This is a genomic window from Runella zeae DSM 19591 (genome assembly GCF_000423565.1).
Taxonomy (GTDB): domain Bacteria; phylum Bacteroidota; class Bacteroidia; order Cytophagales; family Spirosomataceae; genus Runella; species Runella zeae.
Window position 1 is genome coordinate 36,347 of record NZ_KE384043.1, and the last position, 16,978, is coordinate 53,324.

The following is a 16,978-nucleotide window of genomic DNA, read 5'->3' on the forward strand; positions in this document are numbered from 1 at the left end:
TAACTTTGAATGTATTTGGAATTGAGTACGTTAGAAATAATAAAGCACAACTAAGCCATTTTGTTTTTGAACAATCAATTATGTGTTATATGATTGATATTCAGTTGTTTAGTTTGTTTTCTGAATAAATCCGTAAAAACACTCCCTCCCTTGTGATTGGGTGGGTTTTGTTTGAATTACGAACAACCAAGCACCGAAAAGCGTACCTAAAACTAACGCCTTTTCTTTTTTAGAATTAAATTGATTTCGATGACTTTTGAAGATTTTAACCTCAACCGACAGCTTCTCAATGCCATAGCAGAGGCAGGATACGAAACGCCATCCCCTATTCAAGAGCAGGCCATTCCGTTGGTATTGCAGGGGCACGATGTATTGGGAATCGCCCAAACAGGCACTGGCAAAACCGCCGCCTATGTGTTGCCTTTGTTGATGCGTATCAAATACGCCCAAGGACAAACTCCTCGAGCGCTCATTTTGGCACCCACGCGTGAATTGGTGATGCAAATCCACGAAGCAATTGGCGTATTAGGCAAATTTACGGATTTGAGGTATGTCGCATTGTATGGCGGTTTAGGTCCCAAAACGCAAATCGAAAATATCCAAAAAGGAGTAGATATTATTGTGGCTACCCCAGGGCGTTTTATGGATTTGTACTTGAGAGGGGAGATTGGAGTCAAGCAGCTTACGACTTTGATTCTTGATGAAGCCGACAAGATGATGGACATGGGTTTTATGCCCCAAATCAATCGGATTTTGGAGGTAATTCCCCGCAAAAGACAAAATTTGCTTTTCTCGGCTACTTTCCCCCCTAAAGTTGAGCGCCTGTCTGAAAATTTTTTAGAAGCACCCGTTCGCGTAGAAGTAACCCCCCAAGCCACCACCGCCGAACGCGTAGCGCAGGTGATTTTTGAAGTACCCAATTTTAGAGCCAAAATCAATTTGTTGGAGTATCTTGTTCAGGATGCAGCGGTTTTTCAGCGGGGAATGGTCTTTGTACGTTCAAAAGAAGCAGCGGAGAATATTTACAAATTTTTGAAACGCAAGGTAGTTTCGGAAGACGAAGTGAGGGTAATTCATGCCAATAAGGGCCAAAATACCCGCATCAATGCCATGGAAGCTTTTAAAGAAGGCAATGTTCGTATCTTAATCGCTACAGATGTAGCCGCCCGAGGAATAGATGTGACGATGGTAAGTCATGTCGTTAATTTTGATGTACCTCTTATCTACGAAGACTATGTACACCGTATTGGGCGTACGGGACGTGCCAACCAAGAAGGAAAGGCCATTACGTTTGTAACCATGTCGGATGAATATCATATTGCCAAAATTGAGAAAATCATTCGGATGACGATTCCGCGGACTCCTATGCCCCCAAACGTAGATGTGCCCGAAACCCCCTTTGAAGAAAAACAGGAAATGCTTCGTGAACTCGACAATCAGCGTCGAAAAGAAGACCCAAATTTTAAAGGGGCATTTCATGAAAAGAAACATAAAAAATTTGTAGATTCGAAGCCTAAAAAAAAGCAAACCATATCGCCAAGAAAAAACGGTAACAAACGAAAAAAGTGAAGATTGAGATAATAATGTGAAGAATGAAACGTTTTTTATGACGTTCTGATGAGTTGGTAGCGTATGAAAGAGATATTGTCACTTAGTCATTTTGTATTGGGGTCTTTTTGGGCAATCTTAGCCCCTGTGGTAGCATCGGCTCAGGCCATGCAGTTTGTGAGTAGTAGTCGCCCTGCCGATACTAGTACACAAGTTGCTAACGAATCCGCTCCTGCTGTCAAAAACCCTCATCTGCTTCCTCTTTTTGGAGAAACGAGTAAGAGTGTAGAACAAATAGAGTTTGAAATACACTTCTTAAATGAGTGTGATCAAAACTTTGCAAGTCGTAGCGAGGCAAGTCAGTTTTTTTCGGCTCGTGGTTGGGATTATCTGCAAGAAGGAGAGCTAGATACGGCCTGCTATCGTTTCAATTTGGCCTATCTCCTCGACAATAAAAACAGTGATTGTTTGTGGGGATTGGGTGTGATGTGCTATCATCAAGGCCACCTTACCGATGCCGAAAGAATGCTCCGAAAAGGCGCTGATATCGACTCCATGAATGTGGGGCTTTTGGTAGATTTGGCTACGGTAGATTTGATTCATTTCAAAGAAAGCAAAGACAATTGGGAGTTGATAGAGGCCGACCAAATCTTGACTAGGGTGCTCCGAATCGATAGTACCAACGCCAATGCCTACCTCAAAAAATCGGTTCTTGAATACCACAAAGAAAACTATGACGCTGCGTGGGCTAATCTTCATAAAACTAGGCTCTTAGATGCGGAGCTTCTAGATTATGAATTTATGAAAGAACTGCTCTCCAAAAAATGCGACCCCGAGGGGATTTTTAGTACACAAAATTAAAGTTGCGGCACTGTCACCAAAGGCAGTGCCGCAATTGTTTTTGGTCATGATTCGTACAATAACCGCTGCTGATACCTACCCACTTCGTCACCAGGTTTTGTGGCCTGAGCAGCCACTTGATTTTGTAAAAGTGCCCGAAGATGAGGCGGGCTATCATTATGGGTATTTTATAGAAAATGAGCTCGTATCAGTGATTTCTCTTTTTATAGATACCAAGCACCACGCCCGCTTTCGCAAGTTTGCTACGCATCCCAATTATCAAAAAAAAGGCATCGGCACGGCTTTGTTACAAGCGGTATTTGAGGAGGCTGTTTTACAAAAAGCTACTCAAATTTGGTGTGATGCGCGTCTAGAGGCCGCTCCTTTTTACCAACGTTTTGGGATGTACCAAGAAGGAGTAATTTTCTACAAAGGTCCTATTCCTTATGTCAAAATGCTAAAAATGTTGTAGTGGGCGAAGAAGGGAAATTTTTTACCCAAAATTCTACGTTTTTTTGCACAATCAACGTTTTAGAAATGTATTTGCTTTGTACAATACTTTTGGGGAAATTATTCTACAGTGTCTTGTGGAATAATTTTTTAAGGTTACTTCTTTAAAATTTTGAGTAAAATCTACGTCACAAAATCGAAACACTAGTACCAACATATGAGCAGGGAAGCAACAAAGCCAGTTTTTTCTGAAAAAATAGATGATTGGTTATTAGGTTTTTACAATGCCTTCGAATTTGTAAAATTGGTTTTCAAGGAAGCCTTTTCGGGCGATTTTGAATTCAATGAATTTGTACGTCAATGCTATCACATTGGGCTGCGTTCGCTGCCGTTGATTTCGTTGACGGGTTTTGTAACAGGTTTCGTTTTTACCAAACAGTCTCGGCCTTCGCTCATGGAATTTGGGGCTACTTCATGGTTGCCTTCTCTGGTCACTATTGCTATCGTGAGGGCGTTGGCACCTTTGGTGACTTCTCTGATTTGTTCTGGTAAAATTGGGTCGGGCATTGGCGCCGAATTAGGTTCTATGAAAGTGACCGAGCAAATCGATGCCATGGAAGTATCGGCCGTAAATCCTATCCGATACTTAGTGGTTACGCGGGTGTTGGCTTCTACGATTACGATTCCTATTTTGTCTTTTTATTGTGCGTTGGTGGCTTTGGCAGGGTGTTTTTTAAATGTTGCGGTCAACGAAGGCACCAATCTCTTCGCGTTTTTTGAAAAAGGGTTTGATAGTATCATATTCTTGGATGTGATTACGGCCGTCATCAAAGCCGTCAGTTTTGGCTTTACCATCGGGATGATTGGATGCTACAAAGGCTTCAACGCCAGCAATGGTACCCAAGGTGTAGGAAAAGCGGCCAACTCTTCGGTAGTACTTTCCATGTTTTTGATATTTATTGAAGAGATTTTTATTGTACAAGTCACCAATTGGTTTCGTTAAAAATAGACCCCAATCATGGAGAAAACCATTGAAATAAAAGACCTATATAAATCATTTGGAAGCCTTGATGTATTGCTTGGTGTCAATCTGGACGTGTACGAAAATGAGAATGTGGTAGTATTGGGGCGCTCGGGAACGGGAAAGTCGGTATTGATTAAAATCATTGCGGGATTGCTCTCGCCTGACCTAGGACAAGTGAAAGTTTTTGGGCAGTCGGTACCTGATTTAGATAAAAAAGAACTCAACGCCTTGCGTTTGAAAATAGGTTTTTCGTTCCAAAATAGTGCTTTGTACGATAGTATGACCGTGCGCGAAAACCTGGAGTTTCCGCTCGTCAGAAACATTAAAAATATGACACGTGCCGAGATCGATAAGGCCGTAGAAGAGGTAATAGATGGAGTAGGGCTCAAAAAAACACTCGACCAAATGCCTTCAGAATTGTCGGGAGGGCAACGCAAAAGGATTGGGATTGCTCGTACGCTCATTATGAATCCCAAAATCATGCTTTATGATGAACCTACGGCCGGTTTGGATCCTATTACGTGCCAAGAAATCAATGAGTTGATGAACGAGGTGAAAGAAAGATACCGAACAAGTTCTATCATTATTACCCACGATTTGACTTGTGCCAAAGAAACGGGCGACCGAGTAGCCGTGCTTTTTGACGGAAAATTTAAGTATCAAGGTACGTTTGAGGAGGTGTTTTCTAATGCCGATCCTCGTATTCGTAGCTTTTATGATTATAATTTTATTGAATCCAAACTTCAAGACTAAAACATATATACAGCATGAAATCTGCGCCGAAGTCTAACAACTATAAAGTAAAAGTAGGTCTATTTGTAGTCTTGGGTATCCTTATTTTAGTGTCAGGGATATTGATGATTGGCACTATGCGCAAGACGTTTGTCAATAAAATAGATGCTTATGCTATCTTAGACGATGTCAATGGTCTAACTCGGGGAAGCAATGTATGGTTTTCGGGAGTAAAAGTAGGGACCGTTAAACATATTGATTTTGTAGAAAACTCAAAAGTGAAAGTGACTTTTGGGATTGAAGAAGCTTCCCAAAAGTTCATCAAAAAAGATGCGACCGTCAAAGTAAGTTCTGACGGGCTCATTGGAAATACTATCATCGTGGTATCGGGGGGCTCCGCTGCTGCCGATATGGTAGAAGATGGCTACCAATTTCACGTATCTAAAGAAGAATCGCAGCAAGAAATGATAAAAACCTTACAAGAAAACAATAAAAATTTGCTGGCGATTACGACCGATTTCAAAGAACTGATTCATAGTATTAAAGGTGGTCAAGGGTCAGTGGGTAAGCTTTTGACTCAAGATGATTTATATACCAAATTAAACACTACTTTGAGTGGGTTGGAAGCCGCTACCGTCAATGCTAAAGCCACTACGGCTTCTTTGGCTCAATTTTCCAAGAACCTCAATACGGAAGGCAATTTTGTCAACGATTTGATGACAGATAAGCAGATGTATGGTGATTTGAAGCAAACGGTCAATACTTTAGGTGAAACCTCTCGTATGCTTCGCGAAACTTCAACCTCGGCCAAAGTCATGATGGCCAATCTACAAGAGACTAGTGAAAAACTTGCCAATGACAGAAATAGTACGGTGGGTGTATTGCTTCATGATGCCAAAACCGCCCAAAATGTAAAAGGAATCCTTCAAAATCTTGAGAGTGGCTCGGCCAAACTGGACGAAAACCTAGAAGCATTACAACACAACTTTTTGTTTAGAAGATATTTCAGAAAGAAAAAACAAAACGACGAAAAAGAAAAAGCAGATACCCTCAGTCAAGTCACGGTGATTCCGAAGTAGTGCTAGGTGTGGTTGTGAAAAGTAGGCTTATTTGTAAGACTTGGAACAATGAGACCATAATAGCCTTAATGATATCATAATGTTAGAAATGGAAGATAAGCGCCTTATGTGAGCATCAATCAATATTCTTCTCTGAGATGCGCTTATTATTCTTCCTTTTTTTGTTTGTTGGGCTATCGGTTGCTCAGGCTCAAAACTGGTACAAAGGCAATTTACATACGCATTCGTTATGGAGCGACGGCGACGATTATCCCGAAATGATTATGGAGTGGTACAAAGCCAACGGTTATCATTTTGTGGGATTATCAGATCATAATACCTTTCAAGAAGGCGAAAAGTGGGTAAATGTACCACGTGTACCAGAGCGTCGCCGTACGTTTGAGCGCTATCTACGCACTTTTGGCCCCGATTGGGTCACTTACAAAAAAGGCCCCAACGACTCCCTCAAGGTTCGCCTCAAAAACCTCCAAGAATACCGCAGCTATTTTGACGAAGTGGGTAAGTTTTTGATTATCAAAAGCGAGGAGGTTTCTACGGGTTATGATAGCAAGCCTATCCATATCAATATGACCAATCTACAAAACCTCATTAGGCCACAAAGGGGAAACAGCGTAGCAGAGGTGATGCAAAACAATATTGATTTGGTAGTGGCGCAGCGCCGTCAGACAGGGCAGCCGATGTTTCCTCATATCAATCACCCCAATTTTTATTATGCCATTACGGCGCAAGATTTGATGCAATTGCGCTACGAACGCTTTTTTGAGGTGTTTAATGGGCATCCTTTGGTCAACAATTATGGCGATGATAAGCGCGACGGCACCGAAACCATGTGGGATAAAATCAATGTACATTTCCTAAAACAAGGGCGTCCGCTAATGTATGGACTTGCTACCGACGATAGCCATAATTACCAGTTTTTTGGCTTAGAATTTAGCAATACCGGCCGTGGTTGGGTAATGGTCAACGCGGTTGACTTATCACCTCGCTCTCTCATAGAAGCGATGGAAGCAGGGCGGTTTTATGCCACTTCCGGCGTAGAGCTTGAAAAATGTGTCCAAACACCCGAGTCTATTTCTTTTAAAATCAAGGCAGAACCTAAGACTGAATATACCATTCAGTGGATTGGTCTCAAAAAAGGAAAAGATAAAACAGAAATTTTTAAGGAAATCAAGGGCACAGAATCAAGTTATACATTGGGCGAAGATGATTTGATGGTACGGGCTAAAATTATTTCCAACAAACCTAAATACAATCCTTTTGCGGCGGGAGATGTCGAAACGGCTTGGCTTCAACCCATAGCAAAACTGCAAGCTCCTCCTGTCAGGGCGAATGTCGTGCCCCTGCCCAATGCACATGCCCACAATGATTATGAACAATCGCGTCCTTTGTGGGATGCGCTCGACCAAGGATTTACGAGTGTAGAAGCAGATGTATATCTTATCAATGATACGCTTTTTGTGGCGCATGAGCGCCCTACTTTCAACAACGCAGCAAATACGCTCGAAAATTTGTATTTCAAACCACTTCAAGAACGTATCTCACAAAACAATGGACAAGTGTATGCGGACTATAAAGGGCCGTTTTATTTGATGATTGATTTCAAAACCGAGGCTGAAAGTACGTATCTTGCTTTAGAAAAATTGTTACAAAAGTACCGACCTTTGTTTACTTCTTATAAAGGTAATACCCCTAAGATAAATGCAGTGACGGTATTTATTTCGGGTAATCGGCCTATCGAAACCTTAAAAAAAGCCAAAGAAAGATTAGCATCTTTGGACGGACGTCCGGGGGATTTGGGCAAGAAAATGAGTGCCAATTTAATGCCTGTCGTAAGCGACAATTACGCCAATCACCTGACATGGCGAGGAAAAGGGGAGATGCCAGAAGCCGAATTTCAGAAATTGAAGACGTTGGTACAAAAAGTACACAGCGAAGGTAAAAAGCTACGTTTGTGGGCTTGTCCCGAAGACCCTGTAGTTTGGAAAAAGTTACGGCAGGCGGGTGCAGATTTCCTAAGTACCGACCAACTAGAATTGGTAAAGGAGTTTTTGTTGGCAAAACCGTAGTTCAGAATTTCTAAATAATACTTTTAAGGGCTAAAACAAAACGCATCTGCCTCTTTTTTGAGTAATCAGAGTCCTTCCAAGTTTTCAAAACTTGGAAGGACTCTGATTAACATGGAAACAAACTAAAAAAGGGGTAGGCGCGAAAGTTTAGCTTTGATAAGGTTTCAAACCTTATCAAAGTTTTTCGAATTCCTAAAAAGGTAATTTCTACCTTTATTTTCGACCTGTTTAATTGTAAATTAATTGGGCAAACTATTTCAGGACAAGGCTCAAATACGGGAAAAATTTTGCGCTATTGCTTAAAACACAAAATCCCTTGGTTTTTCACTGAAAACCAAGGGATTTTACGTTGAGCTAAGAATCTTACAAAGTAGCGATTAGCTTTTGATTCAGTACTACATAATCATCGTTTTTGGCTTGTTTTGCCAATTCGATAGATTTCATTGCGGTTGTTTTAGCGCCCGCTTTATCACCTGCTTTGGCTTGGATTTTGGCTTTAAGGTGCAATACCCAAAAAGCAGTAGGTTGAGCTTCTACAGCCTTATTTGCCCATTCAAGTGCTTTGCTGATGTCTTTGCCATTGTCGAAATAATAGCTTGCTGCTTGGAAATAAGGGCGGCTATCTACACTCATAGCGGTGTTGATTTGTGCCATGATTTTGCTATCGATGTCGGCTTCAACCGGGAATTCGACGGCGGTATTTTCCCATAAAATTTGAACCGTAGCTGACGATGCCGTAACGTTAGCCAAAATGATAGTGAAAGATTCAATTTCAAAAGGCAGTTGCATCGCTTTTACTTTGAAGCGAGCTACGTCATCTTCAGTTTTGTAACCAGTAAGGCCACCGTTGTTGGCACCTTTGTTGATGATGATTTCCCACTCATTGGCGTTAGGTACTGAATAAATAGCATAAGAACCCGCTTTGACAGGCACACCGCCTACTTTTACATCTTCGCCAAAAGTAATTTTGGTCGCACCATTGGCGCCAGTTCTCCAGATTTTTCCGAAAGGTACCAAGTCACCAAAGATTTTACGACCTTTCATAACAGGCCGAGAATAGTTGATTTCGATAGAAGAAAGGGCAAAATCTTGCTTGATTGTTTGGGTGGGGCTTGGCGCAGGTGTCTTAATACCTTGGGCAAAAGCACCTACTGAAAGAAGAACACAGAGAAGTACAACTACTTTTTTCATTGGTTTGTTTAAGGTTTTGTTTAACAAAAACTAAATGCGTATGTCTATCGGCTATTAGCTGAAAAGAAAACTCAATAACGACACAAATGATTCATAAGTGTACATTTTTAAATAAAATATTGAAAATAAAATGGGTTTTGTTGTTGATTTTTAGGTGTTTATACAATAGAGGTCACCTCCCCAGCTTATTTGCTGACAGCAGGTGTACTCATAAATTTTGGAAAAAAAATCTATGCAACAGTAAAGTATAGTAGTTGTGTAGGGAAGTGTTGTTTACTTTTTAGTCAAGAAAAAGGAAGTTCTGAATCCGTCAGGATACATAATGGCTATCAAAGTACAAATCAACAGAAAATTGTATTCAACTCCATTGCGGCCATTTCCGACCACAAACCATCCTTCGGGATAATGCACAAGTATGATACCGCCAAGGAGTACCAAAATTGTCATAAATCCTGCCCATTTGATGTATTTATTGACTATTAATAACAGTGCACAAACGACATGAGAGATTTTGACAGCCCATGCAATAGGAACCCCTAAGGGTGCAAAACCAATTTGGTTAAGAAATAGATTGCCAAAATCGTTGACTCCATTGTTTAACATGACTGGGAGGCTGTGCGTCAACAAGATAATCGCTACTGCTATGCGTAAAAGCATCATGGGTTAGGAAAATTAGAGAATGGGCAAGTGGAGAGAACGATAAATCCCCAACTTGCCAAACTTAGATTTAGCGTTTCATCGCGGTGCGATACAATACTATCGCCATAGCTGCAAACAATAATGTCCCTAATATATGATAACCTCCTTCTCCAAGGCTGTGAGCTAGGCTAGGCTCTAAATTGATGTTGGCTAGGGCGTTGAAAATGGAGTCATTGACCGATAGCAATGCTACCACAACACCCGCTAAAGCACCGCCTGCTACGAGACCCGTCGAAAACAAATTGCCTTTGCCTAAGTCGGCGTCTTCTTCTTCGATGCCTTTACGTTGGCTATTCCAATTGACAAAAGCCTTCACACAACCTCCTGCAAAAATTGGAAGGGTAGTAGAGAGTGGTAAGTATAAACCGACCGCAAAGGAAAGCGCATTTACACCCATGATTTCGATAGTAAGCGCAATAAATACCCCAACCAACACAAACTGCCAATCGAGATTAAAAGATAAAAGTCCTTTGATAAGGGTTGCCATAAGGGTACCTTGGGGAGCAGGAAATTTATCAGTGCCGATGGCGTGTTGGATACCTTGAGCCGCTAAGTCGGGAGTGGGCGTATCGAGAAGCTTGACCGTAGCCCCAATGACCAAAGACGACACTATCACCCCAATAAAGAGGGCAATCTGCTGATAACGAGGCGTTGCGCCTACTAAGTAACCTGTTTTTAAATCTTGGGAAGTGTTGCCAGCATTGGCGGCAGCGATGCAAATCATACCTCCAATGACCAATACGGCAGGTTCGTAGAGTTTTCCAGTAAGACCAAATCCAATAAAAACCAAAGAGGTAGCCATAATAGTGGCAATGGTCATCCCTGAAACGGGTGACGAACTCGAACCAATAATACCCACAATGCGACTTGCTACGGTGACAAAGAAAAACCCAAATACCACGACCAAAATGGCGATTAGTGTTTTGGTTAGGAAGCCATCACCGGGGATTTGGGGAAGGATAATCATGAGGATGATCAAGGCCAAACAGCCCAACAAAACCACTTTAAAAGATAAATCTTGCTCAGTGCGAGCGCGTCCACCTTCATTGCCTGCTTGCATCGAAGCCAAGCTTTGTTTGAAAGAGGACACAATCGTAGGGATGCTCTTCATCAAAGCCATAAAACCACCAGCTGCCACTGCCCCTGCGCCAATCTGCCGAATATAAGCCCGATAAATAGCCGACGCTGTATCGGCAAAGCCATGAGTGGCGGGGTCCCAGCCGCCAGGCCCGCCTGCGGTAGTGAGGCTTTGTAAGTAGCCAAGTTTGATAAGCTGCTCTGCAATCGTATCTGCCGGAACAAGCGTCGCCAATAAAGGAATCAATCCTAGCCATGCCAATAAGCCTCCTCCTACCAAAACCGCAGAAATACGAAAACCAATGATATAGCCTACCCCAAGGTACTCAGGGGTGATTTCGCCACTGACTACGGCCGACGGAAAAATTTTGTTTGCTTGCGAAGAAGCAAGTTTGGGAACTTCGGCAATAACGTGGAGTATCTTCTGAAAAAAAGCATAAAGCATGGCTACGCCTAGACCTTGATAGGCCGTTTTGGCTAAATCTCCCCCTTTTTCTCCCGCAATAAGCACTGAGCCACAGGCCGTTCCTTCGGGATAGGGAAGGGTGCCATGTTCTTGAACAATCAGCGAACGACGCAGCGGTATCATCATAAAAGTCCCGAGAAAACCGCCCAAAATGGCCAAAGTCAAAATGGTCCAATAATTGAAAAAGTCGGCACCGATACTTTTGCCTTCTTCGGTCATGGATAAAAACAAAAAACCCGGTAATGTAAACACAACCCCCGAAGCAATCGACTCTCCCGCTGAACCAGTAGTTTGGATAATATTATTTTCGAGAATCGTAGTACCCAAAAACTTGCGTCCCAGCGAAATCGCTAAAACGGCAATGGGAATAGAAGCAGATACCGATAGCCCTGCTTTGAGTGATAAATAAACCGTGGCCGCGCCAAAAAGAATACCAAAAATAGCTCCCATGACGACCGATTTGATGGTAAACTCGGCAATGTTGCTTTCGTTGGGGATGTAGGGTTTGAAGTCTTTATTTTCCATGAGTTAAGGTTTAGAAAAGTATAGGCAATAAATATAAGCAGCCCTTTTTTTAAATACAAGAGGCTGTCTCAAAAGTCTTTGTTACCAAATTTTCTTTTGTGCCTATTTAACCTCACCCCCTAAATCCCCCTCTCCTTTCTGGAGATGGGGACTTTGAAAGCCCTTCTCCTGCCAGGAGAAGGGTTGGGATGAGGTTGAAACCAAAGAATATTTTGCACCCTGTTACTTTTGAAACAGCCTCTTGTAATAGAAAATAACGCGGTGTTATCGTTGAATCATCACCTTTTGCATTTGTGTCTCTACCGAACCTTTTAATTGAATAAAATAAAGCCCCGCTTTTTCGTGAGAAAGGTCTAATTCAAACACGTTCAATCCTTTTTCGGCAAATTTTTTGTGATTTTGGATAATATTACCCCGTAAATCTATCAAAGAGAAATTGATATTTTCGGCTATAGAAGATTGATATTTGATGCTGATAGGCCCGTCTGACGGATTTGGATATACTAGCATCTTTTCCAAAAGCTCTGTTTCTGGCTTCCATTCTGAGGCTCTTCGAGCGTTGTTGACATTGGTGAGGCGAATATTATCTAAATAAGCAGTCACGTTGTTGCCTGAATTGTTTTGAATATTGACCCTTTTAACAATGGAAGGATTGCCTAACTGGCTCAAATTCAGGACGATTTCTTGCCAAGTGTTGTTGGTGCTTGTAAATGTATAATTGCCAACTGCGGCTCCATTATCATTAGCTTGGATATAGACATTGTAGCTGCTTGCGGTTGTGCTTCTTATCCAAAACCGTAATACCGTAGTAGATATAGTACTAATGCCATTTTCGTGGCGGAGCGAAATACCACTCCATGCCGTGAAGTCTGCTTTTAATGAATTACTACCTACTCTGACAGGGCTAGTGTTGGAGAAGTTACGAGTGGTTCCCCAAGACCAATCGCTCCAATTTGTCCCAAGAGCATCATCATAGATGACGGGACTTAAGCAGGTTTCTGTTCTTACTGTCAAGCCTGAGCTTGCTTGCGAAATGTTTCCAGCGGCATCTTTGGCTTTGACAGTCATGCTGTAATTCGTATTGCAACTAAGGCCCGTGACATTCAAAGATGTACCTGTGACATTGCTATTTAGTAAAACCCCTGCTTGATATACTTCATACGCTACTACTCCTACATTGTCGGTTGAGGCCGTCCAAGAGAGCGTAAAGCCAGTTTGTGTTTTATTGCTAGCCACTAAACCCGCAGGGCGCGTGGGCGCTTGGGTATCAGGACAGTTGGAGGTGGTGGCGTTGGCGTTGTTGCTAGCAGTGGAAATATTCCCAGCGGCGTCTTTTGCCTTGACCGAAAAAGTATAAGCTGTGCCACAAGTAAGCCCCGTGACGTTGAAAGAAGTAGCCGTAACATTTGCATTAAGCAAAGTAGTACCTCGATATACTTCATACGCTACTACTCCTACGTTGTCGGTGGAGGGCGTCCAAGAAAGTGTCAGTCCTGTTTGGAAAATATTGGACGCTGTTAAGTTAGTAGGAGCAGTGGGCGCTTGGGTATCAGGGCAGTTGGAGGTGGTGGCGTTGGCGTTGTTGCTAGCAGTGGAAATATTCCCAGCGGCGTCTTTTGCCTTGACCGAAAAAGTATAAGCTGTGCCACAAGTAAGCCCCGTGACGTTGAAAGAAGTAGCCGTAACATTTGCATTAAGCAAAGTAGTACCTCGATAAACTTCATAAGCGGTGACGCCTACGTTGTCGGTCGAGGCCGTCCAAGAAAGTGCTAGTCCTGTTTGGGAAATATTGGATGTTGTCAGGTTAGTAGGAGCAGTGGGCGCTTGGGTATCTGAGGAGGCGCCTGTATCAATTCTGATTTGATCAAAATACACTGTTGCATTATTGGCAGAATTGTTCAGGAAATTGATACGTTTGATAAGGGCGGGGTTGCCGACTTGGGCTCTAGTGACGGTAATTTCTTTCCACTGATTAGCATCTGTACTAAAAGTGTATTCAGTAGTCAAAGGAGAATTATCTTCGGTTTGTACCGAAAAACGAATGCTGTTTACGCCAGTACTGTATACCCAAAATTTGAAAACAGTGTTGGCAGTGGTATTTATCGCGGTGGCTTGTCGTAGTGATAAACCTCCCCATGCAGTATAATCAACCCGTATGGAGTTCGGACCCGCTTGCGTAGGATTGGTATTAGAAAAATTGCGAGTAGAACTCCACGACCAATCTTCCCAACCAGCCGCTAAAGCGTCGTCATAAATAAAAGTGCCTGTGGGGCAAGTCGAAGTATTTACATCCAAGGAGGTGCTACTTGCAGAGATATTGCCGGCAGCGTCTTTGGCCTTAACCGTAAAACTGTAAGTCGTATTACAAGTAAGGCCAGTGATATTTAAGGTCGTGCCTGAAACATTCCCATTCACAAGGGTATTTCCTCGATACACCTCATAGGCCGTGACGCCCACGTTGTCGGTGGAGGCAGTCCAGTTGAGCGTGAGGCTCCCTGTGGAGATATTAGAGGCGGTGAGGTTGGTAGGAATACTTGGCGCTTGTACATCACACGCAGAGGTAGTGGCAGAAGCGACATTGCTTGCTTCGGAGCTATTTCCAGCGGCATCTTTGGCTTTAACTGTGAAATTGTAAAGGGTATTGCAAGTAAGGCCAGTGACAGTAAAACTATTCCCCACTACATTTCCATTCACCAAAGTCGCACCTTGATATACTTCATAAGCCGTGACGCCTACGTTGTCGGTAGCGGCAGTCCAGTTTAGAGTCAGGCTTGTTTGCGAAATGTTAGACGTCGTCAAGTTAGTCGGAGCGGTAGGGGCTTGCGTATCGACGGTAGAAGTGGTATTCATCAATCGCCCCAAAAGCATAATATAAGCCGCTTGATTATAAATAGAAGGCTCCGTGATTTCCCAAGAATTTTCGGGATATCCGTTGTTCCATTCCTTATAGGCTTTTTGTGGCGGTTGATTGGTGATGTTTGCTACCGATCCAGTGTAGTTTTTGTTAGGCCCTCCCGTTACGTATCCTGGAGCAGGGCCAGCACTAGAGGTTTGTACATTGTCCCATATTGTGCCATTGGTAAACCAAGTGTGATAAATCTCGTTGACGCTGTTTTCGGCACCTGCTACAGACATATTGGATAGCATCACCAAATTCATCGGATTGACGCCGTTCATCCAGTGAAGATACTGCTCAGCTACTTCTCGATATTGGGCATGATTGGCCGTATTGACATTGAATGTTATGAAATCTAGACTAAGTAGCCCACAGTTGGCTCTGACTTGATTGCTGCCCCAATGGTGCTGGTCATTGGCCATATAAGCTCGGTAAAGGTCGGTGGCGTTGTTGTAATCATTAAGTGAGAACAAATAATTCATACCAGCTTTTTGATTTCTGATATTGTTGGCCACACTTGAAGAAGCACCTGAGAGGGTCGAATAACGTAAAAAGGCCAATTGCTGTGGAATCCAATACGGTCCCCACCAATTGTCACTGTAGGGTTTTACGGAGGTATATCTGGATTCTACAAAAGTTTTATATTCTGCTTTTCCAGTAGCTTCATAAAGATAAACCGCCGCCACAAAAGCACTTCCTAATTGACCATCGGCGGTTTGGTCGGCATCACCCGACTTGATGTCTCCGTCGTCGCAAGCGGTTTCGTAAGTTGTAAAATTATTAGTAGTAATCTTAGCCCGATTCCAAGCCGCCTCTGCTCGTGTGATGAGGTCGTTTCCATAAGTAAGAAGGGGCGCATGGGTTTTGAAGGTTTGTCCAGCTACGGCAAACATCGCTGCGCCTGCGAGCGTGGCTGAAGTACATTCGGGCAAATAATAACGTGGGCGAGTATCGGTACTAATAGGGGATACTTCGTTATAATTATCGACGCCCACTTTCAACAAAAAACCATTGGTTCCAGTGGCATCTTGCATTCTTTTGAGAAAGTCCAGTTCGTATTTTAATTCATCCAAAATATCGGGTGTTCCATTGCCTGACTCGGGGATATTATAATTGTCTTTAAATACGGCGGGATTGATGCGATAGGCTTCAGCCAATTGAATAACAGCACTTTCGGCAAAGGTGGTGTATTTGTTGACGTCACCTGCATCCATCCAGCCTCCATGAAGGTCTTTGGCAGTAGAGGCATTGCCTTTATTGTAACGGCTCGTGGCAAAACGGTCTTGGTTGGCTCCTTCATAACTTGCCCCGTCTGCCCATTTAGAATCGGTGTAAGGTGTTTGTTTAGCAAAATTGAGACGTTGATAATAAAAGGTTCTGACGGCGTGTTTCATGGCTTCATCATAAACACTAGCACCAATATCGAACCGATAAGAACCTACGTTGTTGGTCAGGTCAAAAACATAATAAGAGCCAGGGCTAGTGACACTCGAAAAATCAAACCACCAGCCTCGGTCGCCCGATTGGGTATGAGTAGTGCCGCCGTTCCATACTTGAAGCGTGCCACTAAATACGACGGCGTCGTCATTCCAACGGCGGATTTGATATTGATTGGCTCCCGTGCCTGGACTAAAGGCTTCGGCGGCATTGTAGCCGACTTGGGGGTCCACCACAACCGCTACTTTTTTGGAAGTAGGCAAATAGCCAAACTGGTCAATTTTGATATAGGGGGTAGTTTGGGAAGGCGCTGACCAGGCCGAACTCCCAATGATTGAAAATACAAAAATAAAGGACAGGTAAAAGTGAGTTTTCATACACTGATTTTTATGAAAATAAAATGAGGCTGAGATTCTTGAATCGTATTTGCAGGAAGTTATTCACTCTTCAAAAGAGCGTACGTTGTGTTTGTAAAGCTTTTGGATATCCATCAGTTTACAAATAAAAGGCGACCTTTTAATAATTTAAGTCGATGATGCTTTAGGATTGATTTGCTGTTAGGAATACATTGTAGAAACCATGTTTTTGTTTTAACTAAATGATTTGAAAGTTATAAAACAGGTTTTCTTAGAAGGGTAAGGCTTGTGTATAGCGTTTGATAGACATAAGATAAGCACCCGATAGATAAGCCAGCAAATGGATGCCCTTTGTATTCTTGAGCAAGATAAAAATAAGCCAATAGTTTCAAAAGAGAAAGCTCGTAATTTTATTTAAAGGGAAATTGATATTTGCTTGTATGATTTGTGTCGGAGACACAGCACCATTTTTGACCCAAATGATAGTTTGGGTCAAGTTATTTCTCGTCCCGACATTATGTCGGGACGAGAATGGTATAAAATCTTTGAGCTTGAAGTCTTATGTATTTACTTTTTCTCTTGCCAATCAATC

11 protein-coding genes are annotated in these 16,978 nt (G+C 42.6%); 7 read left to right on the forward strand and 4 right to left on the reverse strand.

Annotation, left to right across the window (positions count from 1 at the left end; genetic code table 11):
* Window positions 1–249 precede the first annotated feature (249 nt).
* The 7 genes from G563_RS0129150 to G563_RS0129180 all read left to right on the forward strand — a co-directional run bounded on the left by G563_RS0129150 (window position 250) and on the right by G563_RS0129180 (window position 7,739).
* Entirely contained in the window at window positions 250–1,569 is a 1,320-nt protein-coding gene (locus tag G563_RS0129150) for a DEAD/DEAH box helicase (protein WP_028668443.1), read from the forward strand.
* A 63-nt stretch (window positions 1,570–1,632) separates the two neighbouring features.
* Window positions 1,633–2,409, forward strand: a complete 777-nt coding sequence (locus G563_RS0129155; protein WP_051211277.1) for a tetratricopeptide repeat protein — start codon at window positions 1,633–1,635, stop codon at window positions 2,407–2,409.
* 46 nt (window positions 2,410–2,455) lie between these two features.
* Window positions 2,456–2,860, forward strand: a complete 405-nt coding sequence (locus G563_RS0129160; RefSeq protein WP_037328515.1) for a GNAT family N-acetyltransferase — start codon at window positions 2,456–2,458, stop codon at window positions 2,858–2,860.
* Window positions 2,861–3,055: 195 nt separating this feature from the next.
* On the forward strand, window positions 3,056–3,841 hold the full coding sequence (locus G563_RS0129165; protein ID WP_028668446.1) for an MlaE family ABC transporter permease: 786 nt from the start codon (window positions 3,056–3,058) through the stop codon (window positions 3,839–3,841).
* Between the two features lie 15 nt (window positions 3,842–3,856).
* Complete coding sequence (locus tag G563_RS0129170) at window positions 3,857–4,615, forward strand: ABC transporter ATP-binding protein (protein ID WP_211235324.1); 759 nt, start codon at window positions 3,857–3,859, stop codon at window positions 4,613–4,615.
* A gap of 14 nt (window positions 4,616–4,629) precedes the next feature.
* The gene (locus G563_RS0129175) at window positions 4,630–5,673 is read left to right on the forward strand and encodes an MlaD family protein (protein ID WP_028668448.1); all 1,044 of its coding nucleotides are present in this window, start codon (window positions 4,630–4,632) and stop codon (window positions 5,671–5,673) included.
* Between the two features lie 137 nt (window positions 5,674–5,810).
* Window positions 5,811–7,739: a histidinol-phosphatase gene (locus G563_RS0129180; RefSeq protein ID WP_037328517.1), complete on the forward strand. Its 1,929-nt coding sequence runs from the start codon at window positions 5,811–5,813 to the stop codon at window positions 7,737–7,739.
* A 363-nt stretch (window positions 7,740–8,102) separates the two neighbouring features.
* On the opposite strand, the gene G563_RS0129185 is transcribed toward G563_RS0129180, so the two are convergent.
* From G563_RS0129185 to G563_RS37345, 4 genes are all read right to left on the reverse strand, one after another.
* Window positions 8,103–8,930 carry a DUF2911 domain-containing protein gene (locus tag G563_RS0129185; RefSeq protein ID WP_028668450.1) on the reverse strand — a complete coding sequence of 276 codons (828 nt, stop codon included), beginning with the start codon at window positions 8,928–8,930 and terminating at the stop codon, window positions 8,103–8,105.
* A gap of 273 nt (window positions 8,931–9,203) precedes the next feature.
* Entirely contained in the window at window positions 9,204–9,590 is a 387-nt protein-coding gene (locus G563_RS0129190) for a DoxX family protein (RefSeq protein ID WP_028668451.1), read from the reverse strand.
* A gap of 67 nt (window positions 9,591–9,657) precedes the next feature.
* Window positions 9,658–11,697, reverse strand: a complete 2,040-nt coding sequence (locus G563_RS0129195) for an OPT family oligopeptide transporter (protein WP_028668452.1) — start codon at window positions 11,695–11,697, stop codon at window positions 9,658–9,660.
* 264 nt (window positions 11,698–11,961) lie between these two features.
* A complete protein-coding gene (locus G563_RS37345; protein WP_051211278.1) occupies window positions 11,962–16,407 on the reverse strand; it encodes a fibronectin type III domain-containing protein in 4,446 nt (1,481 codons plus the stop codon).
* Window positions 16,408–16,978: the final 571 nt, after the last annotated feature.

Bases quoted from the DNA above. Each gene is read 5' to 3' on its own strand.
- G563_RS0129150 (WP_028668443.1), top strand. From the start codon at position 250: ATGACTTTTGAAGATTTTAACCTCAACCGACAGCTTCTCAATGCCATA.
- G563_RS0129155 (WP_051211277.1), top strand. From the start codon at position 1,633: ATGAAAGAGATATTGTCACTTAGTCATTTTGTATTGGGGTCTTTTTGG.
- G563_RS0129160 (WP_037328515.1), top strand. From the start codon at position 2,456: ATGATTCGTACAATAACCGCTGCTGATACCTACCCACTTCGTCACCAG.
- G563_RS0129165 (WP_028668446.1), top strand. From the start codon at position 3,056: ATGAGCAGGGAAGCAACAAAGCCAGTTTTTTCTGAAAAAATAGATGAT.
- G563_RS0129170 (WP_211235324.1), top strand. From the start codon at position 3,857: ATGGAGAAAACCATTGAAATAAAAGACCTATATAAATCATTTGGAAGC.
- G563_RS0129175 (WP_028668448.1), top strand. From the start codon at position 4,630: ATGAAATCTGCGCCGAAGTCTAACAACTATAAAGTAAAAGTAGGTCTA.
- G563_RS0129180 (WP_037328517.1), top strand. From the start codon at position 5,811: ATGCGCTTATTATTCTTCCTTTTTTTGTTTGTTGGGCTATCGGTTGCT.
- G563_RS0129185 (WP_028668450.1), bottom strand. From the start codon at position 8,930: ATGAAAAAAGTAGTTGTACTTCTCTGTGTTCTTCTTTCAGTAGGTGCT.
- G563_RS0129190 (WP_028668451.1), bottom strand. From the start codon at position 9,590: ATGATGCTTTTACGCATAGCAGTAGCGATTATCTTGTTGACGCACAGC.
- G563_RS0129195 (WP_028668452.1), bottom strand. From the start codon at position 11,697: ATGGAAAATAAAGACTTCAAACCCTACATCCCCAACGAAAGCAACATT.
- G563_RS37345 (WP_051211278.1), bottom strand. From the start codon at position 16,407: ATGAAAACTCACTTTTACCTGTCCTTTATTTTTGTATTTTCAATCATT.